This window comes from Vallitaleaceae bacterium 9-2, assembly GCA_038396585.1.
In the GTDB taxonomy this organism is placed as follows: Bacteria; Bacillota; Clostridia; order Lachnospirales; family Vallitaleaceae; genus UBA1351.
Window position 1 is genome coordinate 3333094 of record CP121691.1, and the last position, 19198, is coordinate 3352291.

The 19198-nt window shown below is 37.1% G+C and carries 17 protein-coding genes; 3 read left to right on the plus strand and 14 right to left on the minus strand.

The features are described 5' to 3' along the window. Position 1 precedes the first annotated feature (1 nt). From QBE53_15160 to QBE53_15175, 4 genes are all read right to left on the minus strand, one after another. Entirely contained in the window at positions 2-2458 is a 2457-nt protein-coding gene (locus QBE53_15160) for a glycoside hydrolase family 2 protein (protein ID WZL81125.1), read from the minus strand. A gap of 28 nt (positions 2459-2486) precedes the next feature. Then, the gene (locus tag QBE53_15165; protein ID WZL81126.1) at positions 2487-3326 is read right to left on the minus strand and encodes a carbohydrate ABC transporter permease; all 840 of its coding nucleotides are present in this window, start codon (positions 3324-3326) and stop codon (positions 2487-2489) included. Then, complete coding sequence (locus QBE53_15170; GenBank protein ID WZL81127.1) at positions 3323-4204, minus strand: sugar ABC transporter permease; 882 nt, start codon at positions 4202-4204, stop codon at positions 3323-3325. The genes QBE53_15165 and QBE53_15170 overlap by 4 nt, the downstream gene beginning before the upstream one ends. Positions 4205-4302: 98 nt before the next feature. Beyond that, positions 4303-5676: an extracellular solute-binding protein gene (locus QBE53_15175; protein WZL81128.1), complete on the minus strand. Its 1374-nt coding sequence runs from the start codon at positions 5674-5676 to the stop codon at positions 4303-4305. A 504-nt stretch (positions 5677-6180) separates the two neighbouring features. Between QBE53_15175 and QBE53_15180 the strand changes: the two genes are divergently transcribed. Together QBE53_15180 and QBE53_15185 are read left to right on the plus strand one after the other, a co-directional pair. Next, entirely contained in the window at positions 6181-7932 is a 1752-nt protein-coding gene (locus QBE53_15180) for a sensor histidine kinase (protein WZL81129.1), read from the plus strand. Next, complete coding sequence (locus QBE53_15185) at positions 7925-9529, plus strand: response regulator (protein WZL81130.1); 1605 nt, start codon at positions 7925-7927, stop codon at positions 9527-9529. Before QBE53_15180 ends, QBE53_15185 begins: the two co-directional genes overlap by 8 nt. A 62-nt stretch (positions 9530-9591) precedes the next feature. Here QBE53_15185 and mgtE read toward each other — a convergent pair whose 3' ends face one another. The 7 genes from mgtE to trxA all read right to left on the minus strand — a co-directional run bounded on the left by mgtE (position 9592) and on the right by trxA (position 16137). Further along, a complete protein-coding gene (gene mgtE / locus QBE53_15190; protein ID WZL83325.1) occupies positions 9592-10929 on the minus strand; it encodes a magnesium transporter in 1338 nt (445 codons plus the stop codon). A 42-nt stretch (positions 10930-10971) separates the two neighbouring features. Beyond that, a complete protein-coding gene (gene glpK / locus QBE53_15195; protein ID WZL81131.1) occupies positions 10972-12465 on the minus strand; it encodes a glycerol kinase GlpK in 1494 nt (497 codons plus the stop codon). A 162-nt stretch (positions 12466-12627) separates the two neighbouring features. Next, positions 12628-13695 (minus strand): sugar ABC transporter substrate-binding protein, encoded by a 1068-nt coding sequence (chvE, locus tag QBE53_15200; protein ID WZL81132.1) that lies wholly within the window; start codon positions 13693-13695, stop codon positions 12628-12630. 11 nt (positions 13696-13706) lie between these two features. Next, positions 13707-14102: a hypothetical protein gene (locus QBE53_15205; GenBank protein WZL81133.1), complete on the minus strand. Its 396-nt coding sequence runs from the start codon at positions 14100-14102 to the stop codon at positions 13707-13709. 15 nt (positions 14103-14117) lie between these two features. Further along, complete coding sequence (locus tag QBE53_15210; GenBank protein ID WZL81134.1) at positions 14118-14618, minus strand: GNAT family N-acetyltransferase; 501 nt, start codon at positions 14616-14618, stop codon at positions 14118-14120. Between the two features lie 4 nt (positions 14619-14622). Continuing rightward, positions 14623-15675, minus strand: a complete 1053-nt coding sequence (locus tag QBE53_15215; protein WZL81135.1) for a hypothetical protein — start codon at positions 15673-15675, stop codon at positions 14623-14625. 144 nt (positions 15676-15819) lie between these two features. After that, positions 15820-16137 (minus strand): thioredoxin, encoded by a 318-nt coding sequence (trxA, locus tag QBE53_15220; GenBank protein ID WZL81136.1) that lies wholly within the window; start codon positions 16135-16137, stop codon positions 15820-15822. A gap of 160 nt (positions 16138-16297) precedes the next feature. On the opposite strand from trxA, the gene QBE53_15225 reads away from it, so the two are divergent. Further along, positions 16298-17275, plus strand: a complete 978-nt coding sequence (locus QBE53_15225) for a type II CAAX endopeptidase family protein (protein WZL81137.1) — start codon at positions 16298-16300, stop codon at positions 17273-17275. Here the strand turns inward: QBE53_15225 and trmB are convergent. Genes trmB through QBE53_15240 form a run of 3 tightly spaced genes read right to left on the minus strand, consistent with a single transcriptional unit; the run spans position 17266 to position 19197 of the window. Then, a complete protein-coding gene (gene trmB / locus QBE53_15230) occupies positions 17266-17907 on the minus strand; it encodes a tRNA (guanosine(46)-N7)-methyltransferase TrmB (protein WZL81138.1) in 642 nt (213 codons plus the stop codon). The genes QBE53_15225 and trmB overlap by 10 nt on opposite strands. 4 nt (positions 17908-17911) lie before the next feature. Further along, the gene (locus QBE53_15235) at positions 17912-18667 is read right to left on the minus strand and encodes a selenophosphate synthase (protein ID WZL81139.1); all 756 of its coding nucleotides are present in this window, start codon (positions 18665-18667) and stop codon (positions 17912-17914) included. Next, positions 18667-19197: an ECF transporter S component gene (locus QBE53_15240; protein ID WZL81140.1), complete on the minus strand. Its 531-nt coding sequence runs from the start codon at positions 19195-19197 to the stop codon at positions 18667-18669. The genes QBE53_15235 and QBE53_15240 overlap by 1 nt, the downstream gene beginning before the upstream one ends. Position 19198: the final 1 nt, after the last annotated feature.

The window sequence follows — 19198 nt, forward strand, 5'->3', positions numbered from 1 at the left end:
CCTAATAAGTATCATATAAACTTCGAAATTTCAGTTGCTGTTTAATGGTTTCTATTGTCATCTCTTTTGCAGAAGATATTATGACTTGTTTTTCCTTTCCAGGTACAAGATCAAAATAATTATCACTAAAGACTGCTTGTGTATCGTTAAAACCGATTTCCACATATTTTGCTAGTGTATCCGTCCTAAATTTAAGGACAATCTGTTGTTCTTGTTCCACAACATCTATTTGAATATTGGGTTGCTTTAAATTAAAGTGTTTATGCTTTACGAATAAAATAACCCCTTGTTTTTCAATTTTTCCTTCTGCTTCTAACGTATAGACCAGATAGGTATTTTGCTGTTTTTGGATGGTATCTAAAAAGGGTTCAAAATCCATGTCACATATCTGTGTCGCGGTTAAGCACGCCACCTCTATATCCAAGCATTCAGAAGTTAACACTTCATTATCACTCGTCATCAATGCATAGGTTACGGTTCCTTTATAAGGGTTTAATGTATCATTGGTCAAATGCAAGGATACTCGCGTGTCTTCTTCATTTGCTGACAATAAGATAGGTGCATAAAAATTCTTGCTAAAATAATGCAATGCTTTCCATCGACCATAATAATCAATACTGGACCAAGAAGCTACCGGCCAGCAGTCATTAAGTTGCCAATAAATAGCTCCCATACAGCGTCCTCGGTGACGGCGCCAATGCTCAACGCCATATTTAATTCCTTCAGCCTGTATGATTTGAGACGCATATAATAGGGAATCCAAATCCTTAGGATACTGATAGTTTTCTGCCACATAGTGTAGAATTTTTTCATTACATCCGTCATTTTTTTGATGACATTCCATGACGTAGGAAAAGATATTACGGTCTTTTGCTTCGGTGAATGTCTCAACTGTTGGCATCGCCGGAAACGATTGAAGGCCAAATTCTGACATAAACCGTGGATACGTTTTTCGATATTCTGTAAAGGGCTTGGTAAAATGCCATACATCCCAGTAGTGCATATCACCAACGCTTTGGCTGTTGGCTATTTCGCGCTCTAAGCCAGAAGATGGGGAAGACCCCCAAAAGAACGTCTCCGGATCATGTTGACTAAGTAACTCAGGTATTAAAATTTCAAACTGTTTGACATAATCAATTTTTAGCTTTGGCGATACATCATCAAACCAATCTTTTTCAGACCAGCCCCAGGCAATCTCATTATTACCACACCATAGTCCTAAGGACGCATGATGTCGAATCCGTTGGACATTTTGTGTGATTTCTTTACGAATACTGGCTTCAAATTCTTCATCCATGTTATAAACTAAGCAAGCAAACATTAAATCTTGCCATACAATGATTCCCAATTCATCACACAAATCATAAAAGTAGTCTTGCGGATAGATTCCACCACCCCATACGCGTATGCAATTGTGGTTGGCCTCTACACATGCTCGAAGAAGTTTTTCCGTCTTTTTCTTAGAGCCTCGCCCCAGCAAACTATCTTCCGGAATATAATTAGCTCCCATGGCAAATATGGAGATACCATTAATATTAAATGCAAACGATTTGCCATAAGCGTCTGGCTCTTGGCATATATCTAGTGTACGAAGCCCAATTCTAAAGCTTTTTTCATCTAAACTTTTTTGCCCATCTTTTAATCTAACGTTGACCGTATATAGGGGTTGTTCTCCATATCCTACCGGCCACCATAATTTGGGTGATTGGATAGACAAGCTAAGCTTTTCCTCTTGATTGACTGATATATGACTATCAGATGCCACAACCGCGTTTGCATAACATATCTCAACCTCTACATGAGTCGCAACACCCTCTTGTGCTTTTTTTATCCATATGCCTACATCAACGCCCTCTTCATGATGGTGCTGATCAATGCGGACATCCTCCAAGCGATTCGTACTATAGGCTTGAACCCATATGCTTCGCCATATCCCCATATCAGGTAGCTTTGGCGCCCAATCCCAACCAAACATATAATGGGCTTTACGAATATAGGATAGTCCCTTTGAAGAACCATGGGGAGTCCTTGATACTTTTAACTGTTCATGCTTTTTCTCTGTATAGTTTAGTGGTGATAAAAATACAATACGTAATGTGTTTTGCCCTTGATGAATATAGCTTTTTATGTCCACTGTATAGCTACAATGCATATTTTGGGTCGACATGACTTGTTGTTCATTGACATATATCTGTGCGAGTGTATCTAGCCCTTCACATTCCAAGGAAATATTTTCTTCGCTCAAGATATCCTGCGTCACATTGAAGTCCGTTACGTATTCATAGTCATGGTATGCAAGCTTTCTTGCCTGTTCTTCATTATCCCGATAGAACGGGTCTTCCATCCTATTATTATTGATAAGATCCAGATAAACCGATCCCGGAACCGTTGCATCATACCATACACTTTCGTCTGTCCTTTTCATTTTCCATTGACCATCTAATCGTATCAATTTCATTGTCTTTCTCCATTATCTTGCGCTTAGTTTATCCTTTGACTGCACCTGCTGTCATTCCTTGTATGATGCGCTTTCTGAAAATAAAGTACACTATAATTACAGGCAATGTAGCAATAACAAGTCCGGCGAGTAGTTGTGTATAATTCGTTGAGTATGCTCCACTAAAGTTAGCTAAGCCAAGTGGTAACGTCTTATACTTATCACTTTTAATTAGCACTAATGCAAATGGGAACTCATTCCACCAGTGAAGAAAACTCATGATGATAATCGTTGATAAAACCGGTCGACACATTGGAAGCAATATGCTAAATAACATTTTTTGCAACGTACATCCATCAATAAAAGCCGCTTCCTCAAGTTCAACCGGAATGCTTTTGATAAAGCTTTCAAATAAAAATATTGCTAGAGGCAGTCCCAACGCAACATACGGTAAGATTAACGTTAGCCTTTGGTCTAATAGATGAAGTGTCTTAAATTGAATAAAAAGCGGAATCAATAATCCATGAACGGGTATAAGCATTCCTGATAAAAATAAAATATATAATATATTTCTACCTTTAAATGTAAATCTTGACAAGAAATATCCTGTGATAAATCCTAAGATTACAATAATCGATACCGATACAATCGTTGTAAAAACACTATTTAAAAAATAGTTTTGCATCTTTCCGATACGAATCGCCTCAACAAAGTTATTCAAATTCGGATTTTGAGGTAGTGAAATAATATTTAAACTAAATTCCTTTTGTGTTTTTAAAGATGAGTAGAACATCCAGATGATGGGAAATACACATGTGAGTGAAAAAATCATCATAAACACATTGACAATTGTAACAATTATTTTTCGTCGTATTCCTTGTATGCTCAATTTTTTGCACCTCCAAGTTTTCTTGAAAGCATAATCAGGGTCATGCTTAAGACAAGTATTCCAATTGATATCGTACTTCCATATCCTAATTTAAACATTTCAAAAGAATTGGTGTACGCATATTGAGCCATAACCATTGAACTTTTTCCTGGTCCACCGCCGGTCATAATATAAATATGATCAAACACTTTCATATTTCCTGAGATACATAGCATAATTGCCACTTTAATCGTATTTGAGATCAAAGGAAATACAACATAGCGCAGTTTTTTAAACCCAACCGCTCCATCCAACTCTGCAACTTCTAATACAGATTGTGGAATTCCTTGTATTGCCGACATGAAAATGACTAAATAAACTCCAATATACTGCCATATCAACGGGGCACTGACCGATCGCAATACAATGTCTGGATCGTTGAGCCAATTTCTAATGAGCCCTTCCATACTTAACGATCGGAGTATGAGATTTAAAATCCCCATATCCTTGCTATAAATCATCGACCATAAGAATCCGATAACCACTGCCGATAAAACTACCGGAATAAAAATAACCGTTCTGTGAAACTCTTTGAATTTTAAAGTTCTTGAAATAAACAAGCCACATAGCACTAAAGGAATACCAATCTGACCAATTACACACAACACAATAATATACAAGTTATTGCGAAATGATCCCCAAAAATCTCCATCCATAAGTAATTCTTTATAATTTTCCAGACCAACAAACTTCATATTTGGTCCACCGCTCCAGTTATAAAAACTGAAGTAAATCGATAACACCAATGGGATTACAACAATAAACACAAAAAAAGCAATAGATGGAGAAAGTGCAATCCATATTGTTTTTTTCTTTACGTTAAATCGATTACCTGCCATTTGAAACCTCCTAAATAAAAATTGTTTAGAGAAGCCTTAAACTTCTCTAAACAATGACCAACTTAAGTTTTCTTTGCTTAAGTCTAGTTAAGCCATAACTATTCTAGTGTTCTTTCATATTCTTTTTGTATTTTATCTGCCAATTCTTCTGGTGTTACCAAGTCAATAACAAGTTCTTGCAATCCACTATTGATAACTTCAATAACTGCTGGTGGCAAATATGCGTCATATACTGGAGTAAATGTTGTCTTGCCTGCAAGTTCCATATATTGTTTTGTAAGTTCTGTCAACTTGCTTTCATCATATGCCGCTGGTTTTACTGCTGCAAACTTGTTGTATTCTGTCATTGTTTTACCGTATTCAGGACTTGAAAGGGCTTTTAACACTTCAACTGCCAACGCTCTTTTTTCTCCTGATAATTCGCTGTTAATAACAAAAGCTACACTTGAACCACCTGAAAATGCATCCGCACGTCCTTTACTACCTTCAACTGGAGGAAGAAGTGCTAACTTTGTCGCTTTTAAAACGTCTTCTGGTGCATCTTTAGATACATCACCAATTGCCCAAGCTCCTTCAATAAACATTGCAGCTTCTTTATTGTAGTAAGGTGTTCTTTGTTGCATATTATCAATACTACTTGAATCTTCGTTAAATCCATTAAGGTCAGCTAATTCTTTCATCGCATTTAATGCATTAACAAATTCTTGATCTGTAAAGCTTGCTCCGCCTTCGCTAAGAATGCTGTCAAACCACTCTGTTCCTGTAAAACGATCACCTAATGTACTAATAATACATGATTGAGCCACCCATTTATCCTTGTTACCAAGTGAGATTGGTGTATAACCGTTTTCTGCAAGTGTTGCTACTGCTTGTTTGAATTCTTCAAAATTTTGTGGGAATTGTTCAATTCCAACTTCATTGAAAATATCTTCATTATAGAAGACAACGGATGTACTTTTTGCTGAAAGCGGAATTCCATAGACCTTATCTCCACGTGAGAACGCTTGGAATGAACCGTCTAAGAAGCCATCTTTCCAGTCTGTATCTGCATTTAAATCTTCATCAATTGAACCAACTAATTCTGTTTCAATTAACATATCAAGCATTGATGCACGAATAACAAAGATGTCTGGTAACTCATTACCTGCTGCTGTTGTTTTAATTTTTGTATGGTATGATGAGCTTGCAAGCGCTTCTTCTGTAATTGTTAATCCAGGATTTTCGCTTAACACCTTATCAATCGCGTCACGAAATGCAATCGCTGCTCCGCCTTCTGTTTCTTCAAGAAGGTTATGCATAAATGTCAATTCAATTTCTTCTACCTCTTGCTCAGCACCTTCCTCAGTTGTTCCACCTGTTGTCTCTTGAGCATCACCGTCATTACTTGCCGCTTCTTCTTTAGGTCCACACCCAACGAGCAGACTCATAAGCAGTGCCCCCACTAATAACAAAGCCATTAATTTTTTGTACATGTTTAACTTCCTCCTTAATCTTTTTGTTTTTTTGTTACAAACAGTATTATATACAAGATGATTTGGTTAAAATACCTTATTTTTTATCATTACATCCAAAGTTATATACTTATTGAACAAAAGCTGTATTTTTTTGTGATTTTCACTCGTTTGATATGCTAATCTTTTAGATTTTAACACGAAACCCCTTGTGGAATACAGCTATTTTTTGCTCATCCTTTGTTTTTCACCTCTTTTTTACCTCTTTTTCTTAGCTTTTTATTGGATATAGCATCATTCTCATAATGAATCTTGATTTTGGACAAATGTTTTTAGATGTTTTTCTATAATCCTACGCGTTAAAGTGTATTTTTTTGGATGTTTTTTATATTTTTAAGGTGTATAATTTACATGGTTTATGATATAATAACTAATTCAAAAACATATCACAAGGCTACACCCTCTGTTTTGCAAGCATTCGCGGCAGAAACGTCCTACTTTTGTGTAATAAAGGAGATCATTCAATTGAAATCTAAAAAATTCATCAGCATTCGTTACAAGTTTTCCATATTCTTCATTGCAATTTTCATACCTATTGTCATTTTATCCATTGTTTCTTATAATAAGCTTTTTAATATTATTGAAGAAAAAATAAGTACCTCCAACTACATTAGTATTAAACAAACGGGAAGTAACATTGAATTTATCCTTAATGACATTCAACAACTATCACTTGACCTCTATCAAAGTACTATTTTACAGGAAGCTTTATCAAGCCCGCCCGATCAGCAAAAGATGCGAATTAATCGAGCAGAGCAGTGGCTTAAATATGTTATTTCATCCAATGAATACATCTATTCGATCTACATCAACAACCTTAATGGCGTTGTGCTCAACCCTGAAAGTACAAATGAATATATTGATCCCGATATACAAGAAAAGATTCTTTCATTAAAAGGGATGTATCTTTGGAATTTTGGTAAAGTTGACAGTCATATTAATCAAGCCATCCCCGTGTTATCCATCTCTCGTCTATTAAAAGATGTCAACGACATCACTCATGACCTAGGTATATTAAAAATCAATATCGACGAAAACAAAATTATGAATATATATAAAAACAATTTAATCGACCCCGACGGCAATTTTTTCCTCATCAATGATAAAAACGAAGTCATCTCTGCATTGGATAAAAGTCGGCTATATTCCCCTCTAGAAACCGAAGTGTTTTCCCGAATTACTACAAGCAGACATAAAAGCGGTTATTTTGACACACTAATTCAGGGCTCCAAAACACTAGTGACTTACTATAAAATAGATAGAACCAGTTGGGTGCTTGTTAACTACGTGCCCCTTGACAATTTACTCCACAGTTCCAGAGAAGTCTCTTCCCAGATATTGTTAGCCATTATTTTAAGTTTTGTTGTGTTCTTGATACTCACTCTTGCTTTTATCCATAAGCTTTTAAATCCTTTGGAAGAAGTTCGGCGTGTCATGGTGGAACTTCCAAACAAGAACTTTGACGTACGTTTACATATTAAAGGCAATGATGAAATCAGTCTGCTCGGACGTTCCTTCAACCAAATGTCTGAAAAACTCAATGAACTGATGAATCAAGTCTACTTTGTAAAAATCAAGCAAAAGGAAGCTGAACTTAAAGCACTACAGGCACAAATCAATCCGCATTTTCTCTATAATACTCTTGATACCATCTATTGGATGAGTACCATGGAAAATGCCCATGAGACCTCAACCTTAGTTAAGGCTCTCGCCAAACTTTTTAGGCTAAGCCTCAATCAGGGAAGCCCCTTTACCACTGTCGAAAAAGAGATTGAACATTTAAAAAATTATATCCTCATTCAAAAAAAGCGTTACGAGGAAACCATTGAATTTGAAATTGCCGTTGACGAACAAGTATCAAACTGCAAAGTCATAAAGCTCATTCTTCAACCTTTAATAGAAAATGCCATCTACCATGGTATCGAGCCAAAAGGCGACAGCGGCCGTATCAAAGTATCCATTTTTCAACATAACGATTTTTTATATTACAAGATACAAGATGACGGTGTCGGTGTTGACGAAAACAAAATTCAAGAATTTTTAGAAATCAGCCATACCACCGAAAAAAGTCATGGCTTTGCACTTAATAACGTCAATGACCGAATCAAGCTGTATTTTGGCAATGAATTTGGAATTGAGTTTCATTCAATCATAGATAAAGGTACGACAGTTCTCGTAAAACAACCTATACTTAAAGGAGACCAATCACATGATTAATATGCTTATTGTAGATGACGAAATCATCGTTCGCAGAGGAATTAAAACCGCAATTGAATGGAGTTCTTATGGAATCTGTATTGTCGGCGAAGCGAAAAACGGAAAAGAGGCTCTCGAAAAAGCTCTTGAGTTACAACCGCATATTGTTGTTACCGATGTGCGCATGCCGATTATGGATGGTCTTGAATTTGCACGCAATCTAAAGGAAGCTCTTCCCAACACCAAAATCGTAATTTTAAGCGGATATGATGATTTTGAGTATGCCAAACAGGCCATTCGCATTAACGTGGATGAATATGTTCTTAAACCTTTTGGAAGCGAAGAACTTCTAAACCTTATTTTGAAGTTAAAAAACAAAATTCTTCAAGAGCAGCATCATCACGAAAATGCTCTAAGAACCCAATCTCTCATCGAAGAAAATCGTTTACTACTTCAATCAAAGTTAATTCTAAGTTTATTAAAAGAATCCTATGATGACTATACCTATATTCAAAAAAAAGCCGAACTTGTTCAACTAGATATAAGCGGTCCCATGTATCAAGTCATCATTATCGATATTGATGATCAATATATTATAATGGAAGACTTACCTGCCAAAGACAGTGAAGCCCTCAAAAAATCCGTATTAAATATTGCCTCTTCTGTCATCCAAAAACATTTTCAGTGCGCTTTTTGTATTAGTGAATTCAACTATTTTGTCGGGCTAATTAATACAAAGAATAATGCAACCATGCATATAATTGATGTTTGTCAACAAATCAAAGAACAAATCCAACAAAACTTAAAAATCACCGTAACCCTTTGTATCGGCAATGCTTATGCGCATATAAAAGATATTCCTCTGTCCTATAGCGAAGCACTAACGGCTCTTCGTCAAAAAATATATCAAGGAAAAAATGCCATTATCCATATTAAGCAGGTTAACGTTACTGACCAAAAAACCACGGTTTCAAGTTTAATTACACCGGAAAAAGATTTACTCACCGCCCTTCAAAAAGCCGACTATCCACAAATCCAAGAGATTATCGCCAGGATGCTAGAAAACCTTGCCGGAAACTATGCGACAGAAGCTCAAATCAAAAACTATTGCGCCCGCATCCTTTTATTATCCACAAACGCATTAGAAGTTATGGGCATTAACATTCGTCGCGATATGGGCAGTGAACTCAATGTATATGCACACCTAAAAAACTATGAAACAGTTGATGATATTCGCCATTGGATGGAACACTTGTTTTTCAAATTCATTGAAAGTATTGACCATTACAAGAACCAAAAATATAAACAAATCGTTCATGTTGCCATTGAATACATTAGCGAGCATTACACTGAAAATATCACGTTAAAGACCTTGTCCGAAGTCGTCTATGTAACACCTAATTATTTAAGTAAGGTTTTCAAAGAAGAAACCGGACAGAACTTTATCGAATGGCTTAACAATTTTCGGATTGAAAAAGCAAAAGAGCTCTTAAAGGATGTGCGCTACAAAACATATGAGATCGCCGAAAAAGTCGGTTACAGCGACTATAAGCATTTTTCGTATAACTTCAAAAAGTACACCGGCCAAAGTCCACGAAGCTATCGAAAAGATATATAGCTTAACAATCGCCATCAAAAAAGCAAGAGTAATAATTTACTCTTGCTTTTTTATATCCATACTTACATTAATGCTTGAATGAAGATTGTTGCCAGTCCAAGGAAAAAGAAAAATCCCAAGACATCCGTTACTGTGGTCACAAAAACTGCGGATGCCAAAGCCGGGTCAACCCCGAGTTTTTTCAATGTAACCGGTACAAAATAGCCAGCGAGGGTCGCCATAATAAGGTTAAGTAGCATTGCAACGCCAATGACAAGCCCAAACACCGGGTTGCCTTCCCAAATCAAGCCAAGCACCGCTACTAAAATCCCCAGAACGACTCCGTTAAGTACACCTACACTTATTTCTTTTTTTAGAATTTTTTTTGCATTTTCCAAGCGCACCTCTCCAAGGGCAATTCCTCGTACAATCAGTGTCAGCGTTTGCGTCCCTGCATTGCCACCCATACCTGCCACAATCGGCATGAATGTAGCCAGTGCAACCACTTTAGAGATTGTCCCCTCAAATAAGCTAACTGTTGCCGCCGCTAAGATGGCTGTAAACAGGTTTACAATTAACCAAGGAAGACGGCTTTTAACAGACTCTTTAACTCCACCTGCAACTTTTTCACTCTCTTGCAAACCAGCTAATCGATACAAGTCCTCTGTATCTTCTTCCATTAAGATTTCCATAATATCATCAACCGTAATAATTCCAAGCATTTTGTTGGCTTGATTAACCACCGGGATGATTAAATATCCATATTTTTCAAACATACGTCCAATGGTTTCTTGATCCATATCGACCGGAACACTAACAACACTTTCTTTCATAATTTCACCTAGCTGTGTTGCAAAGGAACTTTTAATCAAATCACGTAGCGAGACAACCCCTTTAAGAATCCCTTGATCGTCAAGTACATAAATATAATAAAACGTCTCTGCATCTGGCGCCTCTTGTTGTAAATAGGTCAGTGTATCTTGAACTGTCATATGCTCTTGCATGGCTAAAAATTCTGTTGCCATGATACCCCCGGCTGTTTCCGGTTCATAGGATAACAACGCTCTAACCTCTGCTGCATCTTGGGCATCCATATTGACTATAATGGAATTTTGTTCCTCTTCATCGATACTCCCTAATAAATCAACAAGTTCATCCGAAGACATCTCATCGACAATATCTATCTGTTTTTGTTTTGAAAACAGGGTTAATAATTCATATTTTTCATCATCTTCAGCTTCATCAATAATGCTTGCCACATAGGTTTCCGGTAACCGTTTTAATATTTCCAGTGGGTCTCCATCATACAAATGTATGGCATCCAAAACATCTGCAGGATGGATTTGCTCAACAATTAAATCCATCTGCTGTGGATTGGCAACCATTAATAGCTGAATAATTTCGATATGATTTAATTCAATATTTTTCACATTTTTTGTCCTTCCTAATCGGTCAAATACATCCTATTCTTCCCAGTTTAGCGAACGCGTCACCGCTTTTTTCCATCCTTTATACTTTTTTTCTCGCTCTTCATCGGTCATATCCGGTGCATACACTTGATCAATGTTTTCATCGGATACTAAGACAGATTGATCTTCCCAAAATCCAACGGCCAATCCTGCCAAAAACGCTGCACCTAACGCCGTTGTTTCTACTACATTGGGGCGAGCAACGGGTACGCCTAAAATATCTGATTGGAACTGTAGCAAGAAGTTATTCTTACTTGCTCCTCCATCCACTTTTAACTTTTTCAATTCTATTCCCGATTCTTCCACCATAAGATCAATAACATCTTTTGACTGGTAGGCAATCGATTCCAGTGTTGCTCGAATAATATGGTTACGATTAGCACCTCGTGTCAACCCGACAATAGTTCCTCGGGCGTACATGTCCCAGTACGGAGTTCCTAGACCGGCAAATGCAGGAACAACATAGACACCATTTGAATCTTTTACTTTCGTCGCAAAATATTCACTCTCATCTGCCGAGTATATCATACGCATCTCATCACGCAACCATTGAATTGACGCTCCTGCATTAAACACACTTCCTTCAAGTGCATAGGTTACTTTTCCATTATATCCCCAAGCAATTGTTGTAAGCAAGCCTTTTTCTGATTGAATTCGCTGTGACCCAGTGTTCATAAGAATAAACGCTCCGGTACCATATGTATTTTTGACCATCCCCTCTAAGAAACACGCCTGACCAAAAAGCGCTGCTTGTTGATCTCCTGCGGCTCCCGCAATAGGAATCTTTGCACCTCCAAAGGTTCGATCATCTGTATATCCATAAATCTCACTTGAATCACATACTTTTGGAAGCATCCCTTTAGGCACATCTAAAATTTCTAAAAGTTTATCATCCCATTGCAACGTCTCAATATTAAACATCATGGTTCTAGAGGCATTAGAGTACTCTGTTACATGCACTTTTCCCCGAGTTAAGTTCCATATTAACCATGTGTCAATGGTACCAAACAATAATTCACCGCGCTCAGCTTGTTCTTTGGCACCTTCAACATGGTCAAGTATCCACTTTACCTTCGTTCCGCTAAAATACGCATCCACCAACAACCCTGTTGTCTTTTTTATATAGTCTTGATGACCGTTTTGAATAATTTCTTCACATATATCTGCTGTTTGGCGCGATTGCCATACAATCGCATTGTAAATAGGCTTTCCTGTATTTTTATTCCAGACAACGGCAGTCTCTCGTTGATTGGTGATTCCAATTGCTGCTATTTCATCAACTTTGGCTGAACAGGTTTCAATAACTTCTCGCATAACGCCACTTTGAATCCCCCAAATCTCCATGGCATCATGTTCTACCCACCCTGCTTTTGGATAAATCTGTTTAAACTCTTTTTGAGCCACATTAACAATTTGGCCGTCTCGGTCAAATAATATCGCTCGACAACTTGTTGTTCCTTCATCCAATGCTAAAATATACTTTTTCATATAAAACCTCCACCGACTTATTATGTCTTCTTTTTTTAAAAACCGCATAAATAAACCGCTTTACAAGCGATTTATTTATGCGGCTCTCATCATCTCACGCCAATATTATGATTAATACATTTATTGTACCACATTGGTTAACTAAAATTCAAGCAATGCCTTTTATTCATCTAAAACCTCTTGACGTGTATAATATTTTTTCCCAACAAGTACCTCTTCCCAATTATCTTGATTGACTTCATAGACATCTAAGGCTACGGTCATCACATCTTTAACCCCATTATGATAAGTCTGGGTTGCACTGGCACTTATATCTTTTTGTTCAAGTATCTGCTGACTAATTTCTACTGTTTTTTTTGCAAGTTCCCGAACATCTTTAAAGACTGTCATACTTTGAACACCTTGTTCAATAAGTTTGATTGATGTCAGTTCTGCATCTTGTCCTGTGACAATAGGCAAGGTATCAAGGGTATACCCACTTTCAAGCAAGGCTTCAATCACCCCTCGGCTTACGCCGTCATAAGGAGCTAATACCGCATCAATACGCTCTTTGGCATAATAATTATTCAACAAGCTTGTCATCCTACTCTTGGCAATCATCTTATCCCATCGAAGCGTATTGACTTCTTTTACATCAAATTGCTTGCTCTTAACAACTAGGCGCCCATCTTCAATATAGGGACGAAGAACTTTCATCGCACCATCAAAAAAATAGTATGTATTATTATCATCCGGCGAACCGGCAAACAACTCAATATACTTACTCTGTCCATCCGAAAAATCCAAATGATCAATAATGTAGTTTCCTTGAAGTTCACCCACGCGTTCATTATCAAAGCTAACATAAATATCGACTGCATCCGAATTCATAATCAGTCGATCATAAGATACAATGGGAACTTTGAGTTCTTTGGCTCGCTTTAAGACCTCTGTCAACGAAGTAGAATCAATGGGAGCAATCACTAATAGATCGACACCTTCGTCTAAAAAATTATCAATCTGAGAAGCTTGGTTACCTACAACATCTTCTGCAAAGGCAAGCTTCGTCTCATATCCGATTGCCTCAAATTCAAGGACCGTATATTTTGCATCTAAAAGCCAACGCTCTGACGATTTTGTCGGCATCGATATTCCAACAACTTTATGTTCTTGCTTTTTTTGACAACCGATAAGCAAAAAAAGTCCGATTATCAAACATATAAAACTTAAGACATAGCGTTGTCTTCTCATCTTTACACCACCTATATTCTACTTAGCTTTTCTTCCCAAATCTTTGTTTCTTCATATTGACCTGCAATGCTTTTGACATGGATATCTTGGCTAAATGCATTGAATTTGTTGCGTGTAAAAGCTGCCACTTTAATGACATCTTTATTTTTTGTATCTGTTGTTCCTTGCATTTGCTCCAAAAGAGCACCATCATTTACAATGATTTCAATCGTTTCTGATCGATATTCTTTTAATACTTTTAATAATTCCAAAACACCAAATAATCCTGCAACTACAGGCTTTCGATAATCATGATACAAAACATCTCCTTGGACGAATTGGTCCTGTTCATTATAGATGGCATACTTAAAAACCATATCCTCTTGTTCATGATACGCCGGTGTCACTGCTAAATATACTTTTTTCATTCTTTTCTCCTCGTTTTACGATAGTATTCTTTCATATACCACAACATCTAGAACTCGATTAAACTTTTCTCCGACTTCTTTAAAATGCGCACACTGGAAGAATCCATTTTTTTCAAACAAACGTAAGCTTCCCGTGTTTTCCTGACATATGACTGCTAAAAGCGCATGAAAGTCATGACGCTTTGCCTGGTTTATAAGATGTTCAAGGGCTTGTTGCCCATAACCTTTTTTTAAATGCTCCTGTGCAATATATATTGTTACTTCTGCCGTTTTATCGTATGCCTCTCGAGGTTTGTATCGATTAAGCAAACTATAGCCAACAACTTTGCCCTCTACAAGCAATACAAATGCCGGAAAACGTTCAAGCCCCGAAAAAGCCAACTTTTCCATCGCATTAGGACCTATGGGTTCTATACTAAAAGTTGCTGTTGAATTTTCAATATAATAATTATAGATTTGCAGCGCATCCTCAATATGCTCTTGCGCAAAGTTTTGAATCTCTAGATGTGTTTTCAAGCACTCATGCTCCTTGTCCAATTATTTTTTGTGCGATGTTCTTTGCATCATTCGGTACCGGATCATGAACCAATGAATGCATCTTAATGTTAAGGGCTTTAATGTCTAAATTACGTAGTTCACTAGGCTCAACTTTGAAGCAACGCCCTTCTTGTATTAACTTTTCTGTAATCTCACCATCTTCGATTGCATTTGCATCAACAACAGCAAATGGAACCCCTGATGTAAGGCACTCAGCAACCGCCGACCAGCCCGGCTTAATGATTGCAAGGGAACTTGCCGCGACATAGTCTTGGCTATGACCAATTCGTCTAGGTAGCTTAACCACATGGGAGTTCCCATCAATCTCAACATTCCCCGTTGCATAGACATGTCCCGCTTGAAAATCAATGTTGATTCGCCCTAGGTTTGCAATCTGACCAATGGATAAAAAGCAACTTGGCCAAAACTTCGTTTTGAAGTCATTACTTGAGCCTCGATTTACTCGTCTAACGGCAAGGCCTACCTTTTCCTTTGGACATGTAATCTCAGACATATCATCTGCATACGCCAGTTCATAAAAAACATCCAGCTGATTATATGCATCCAAAAATGGTTGAGTTAATTCTTGGTCAATCCCCATCTTCTTATAGCGTTGATAGAACGTATAATTTGAAACACCGACAACTCTTACACCCAGTTTTTTTGCAACATGGATACCCAAAATACTAATATCTGTAATCACTTCCACGACATTCATGGACTCAAGGCGCTTAACTTCTTCATCCACCGTTTGATTAAAGGTCTGCAAAAAGTCATCAATAGCCAAAATCGTCTTAGCTTGATCAAATTCAAACGTATAGGGCTTTATCTCTGTTCCAACTTCAGTTGTAACAACATCGTATGTGACACGCCCAGAATAATTCGATAAAAAAACTTTGGAGTATTCAATCTGATCTTTTCCGCAAGCAAGATAAATCGAATAATCCGAAGCTTCTAAAATGTGTTCAATAATTGCCAATGATCGTGTAATGTGCCCAAACCCTGTATTAGATACATAATATGCTAATGTCTTCATTCCTCTTCCTCCTTATACGTCTGTGTTCTTTGTTCTTTATTATATCATACCGCCTCTTAGTGTTCTAGTACAAAAAAAGGGCTATTACATTAGCCATAATCCTTGACTAATGCAACAACCCGTCTGATGTCACACCACTCTATTTTATAAATGTGCGTTTAATTTTGACTCTAATGTCGCTTTTGGAACTGCTCCAACGATTGTATCTACTACTTCACCATTTTTAAAGATTAATAGTGTAGGGATACTCATTACGCGATATGTTTGTGCTGTTGTGCCATTTGCATCAACATCTAATTTAGCCACTTTTGCTTTACCTTCAAATTCAGTTGCCATTTGTTCAACGGATGGAGCAATCATTTTACATGGTCCACACCAGTCTGCATAAAAGTCAACCAATACCGGTACGTCAGATTTTAATACTTCATTTTCAAATGTTGCATCTGTTAATTGTAATGCCATTATAATTTCCTCCTTAAAAATCATTGTTCATGATTTGCTATTTTCACGATTGATATCATTATATTACGTTTTTACAATATAGTCAACCCCTTTTTAAGGATTGCTTTCAATTTTTACATCTGATAGAATAGAATAAAAAACTTAAAAACGGAGGCACATTATGTATTCAACCATTCGCGGAAACCGCTTCTCTCTTTTTTTTCTTATATTTTATTTATCCGGCAGCTTTCTTGTGATGAGCTTATTGGCTATTGTCTATCCACCCATTAAAGACAACATCCTCTTAAGTATTGCAGCTACACAGCTTATTCTCGTATTTTTACCTACGATTCTTTATTTGCTTTTTGTCAAGCTTCCTATCACAAAAACTCTACGATTATACCCGACTAAACCTATCAATCTACTCTTTTCGTTTTTGATTGGTTTTTTAAGCATACCTACCGTTATGCTCATTAATTTACTCAGCCAATTTATTGTTAGCCCCGTAATTAATGAGACGCTTAAGTCCCTACCTTCTGAACCCTTTGGATATTCACTACTGGTTATTGCTGTATTCCCTGCAATTTTTGAAGAAATGGCAACCCGTGGAATATTCTTAAGCCATTATCGTCATACACGCATATTGACAGCTTCATTAATGAGCGGCTTGTTCTTTGGCATCATTCACATGAATTTGAATCAATTTTTATATGCATTCTTTTTGGGAACACTCTTTTCGATTATTCTGCATATAACCGGTTCAATCATCTGTCCAATGATTATGCATTTTGTAGTGAACGGCGTTAATCTGGGTCTTTCCTATATTGCCGCTCACCCTATAATCCAAGAACTTTCCGATGCCAGTCAAGTCAATCTTGATGCTATCGAACAAACAGAAGCTCTCTTAATGGCACTTCCGGGTGTTATTATTATGGTCCTTGTCACACTTCCTTTGCTTTTACTGCTTATATATGCGCTTATACATATTAATAACAAAATGGCACTTCTAAAAGAAAATGCCATTTCTTCTGATTTTTTCCCTCATGAAAAAATATTTCAAACTGTGGAAAAACAACCAATATTTACCCTTCCATTTGCTGCTACTCTTTTTATCTTTATCAGCTTTTCAATTTATCTAGAAGTATCACGTTATTTATAAATGAGCTTCATATAATTAATCTTTTTGTTTTGTTTTAAAAATCGTGTTTCATATTCTGTCATAATATTATCCGGCTTGTAGTCTGACCGATGTAAATCTCGTGTCATTTCTACAAGTTGGAACTGTGAATGTCTAATTTCCTCTAGAGAAAACTCGAACAATGCATTGTTATCTGTTTTAAATTCAAGACTACCTTCTTTATCTAAAAACATTGCATATTTTTCCAAGTATTTGTGATACGTTAACCTACGCTTAGCCCATCGATCTTTTGGCCATGGATCCGAAAAATTCAAATAGATTTTTTGGATTTCATCTTTTCCAAAGACTTCATGAATATCGATGGCATCAAATCTTAAAAAGACAAGGTTTGGAAGCTCTTCTCGCATATCTATTTTTTCAGTTGCCCGGTATAAAACTGCTGAAAACTTTTCAATACCGATAAAGTTTTTTTCAGGATAACGAAGGGCATTTTCAATAATAAAATCTCCTTTACCCATACCAATTTCTATTTCAATCGGATGTGTATTGCCAAAAAGTGTATTCCATCTTCCTCTGTAGGTTTTAGGATCATTGACAACACATCGATGCTCCTCTACTGCTTCAATCGATCCTTCTATGTTTCTTAATCGCATAACTCTACTCCTTGAAACGGCCAATATATGTAACCGGTATTCTTTGTTTTATTTTTTCTAAGTGTTCACATTCTGTCGCGTCCACTGTTATCAACAGACAGGTTGCCGGACCAGCCGACTTATTCACATCAATTTCCTTGTTATCCATAGTAATCGTATGTCCATATCGTTTTTCTAACACTTGAATCTCATGAACAATCCCTTTAGATCCTATGGGCAACAATTGTTCTATAAAGGGCTGGCGTATTAATTGCTGCATAATCTCTAGCGTTAATACCTCTCCCATTTTTCCAAGGATTTCCTCTTCAAAAAGTTCTTGGCCTACTTTAGGTTTACCCACTAAATAGACTTTTTTGTTCGCTGAATTAAGAGGTCTATCAACCCGTTCTTTGGCAACTTTACCAATCACGGTTACGCCAATACCTGTCATCTTCGTTTCTATATTATCCTCTGTAGATCCTGTGATTTGTTCCGCCAAGCACCCTGCTTCGCTGACTGCTTTTTTTATTCCATGAATGATGCGTTCTCCCGTAGGAACCATTTCCACTGAAAGTGTATCAATCAGACTAATGACTTCTCCTCGAACTGCCATACATTCAATTAAAGGAACAAACGCCGCATAATAACCTGCGATCTCAGGGTCAACCTGTAATTGATCCCCTTCTTTGTTTCCAATGCCTCCTGAACTATCACAAGCAATAACCAAATATTCTGAACCAAACAAAATCAATTGAAGATCACCATATCGTATTACTTGCATTATTTTCGCTCCCACAATCTGGTTTTTTCCAGTATTTTAAAAACGATCACCGCCAAAACGATGTTGAGTAACGCAGTCAATGTCAACGGAATAATCATAGGCAAGAACACCCCTAGGAAAGGAATTCCAACGAAGGTTTGCATATATAAAGCGGCGATAGCTAAAGAAACCGGTCCATTAAGGATTACCGCAACAAGTATCGCTGCTAAGCTATTAATATGGAAATTAAAATGATGATCCAAACGCGTATAGACTTGTCCAAAAGCCCAACAGCTTACAAACATCATCGCCGCTACAAGTATATGTACAGGCAATGTCAATGCAAACCCCGTTAAATAAGAAGATAACAGATGACCAACAACTCCTATGATTCCACCATAGAATGGTCCAAGTACAAGCGCTCCCAAAAACGCCGCTAGTGAATCAAATGCAATAGAACCTTGGATTTTCACCATGGATCCAATGGCTGACAATGCAATAAGCATTCCCATCATAACAATTTTTTGAATGTTGACATTTTCCTTTTTCATT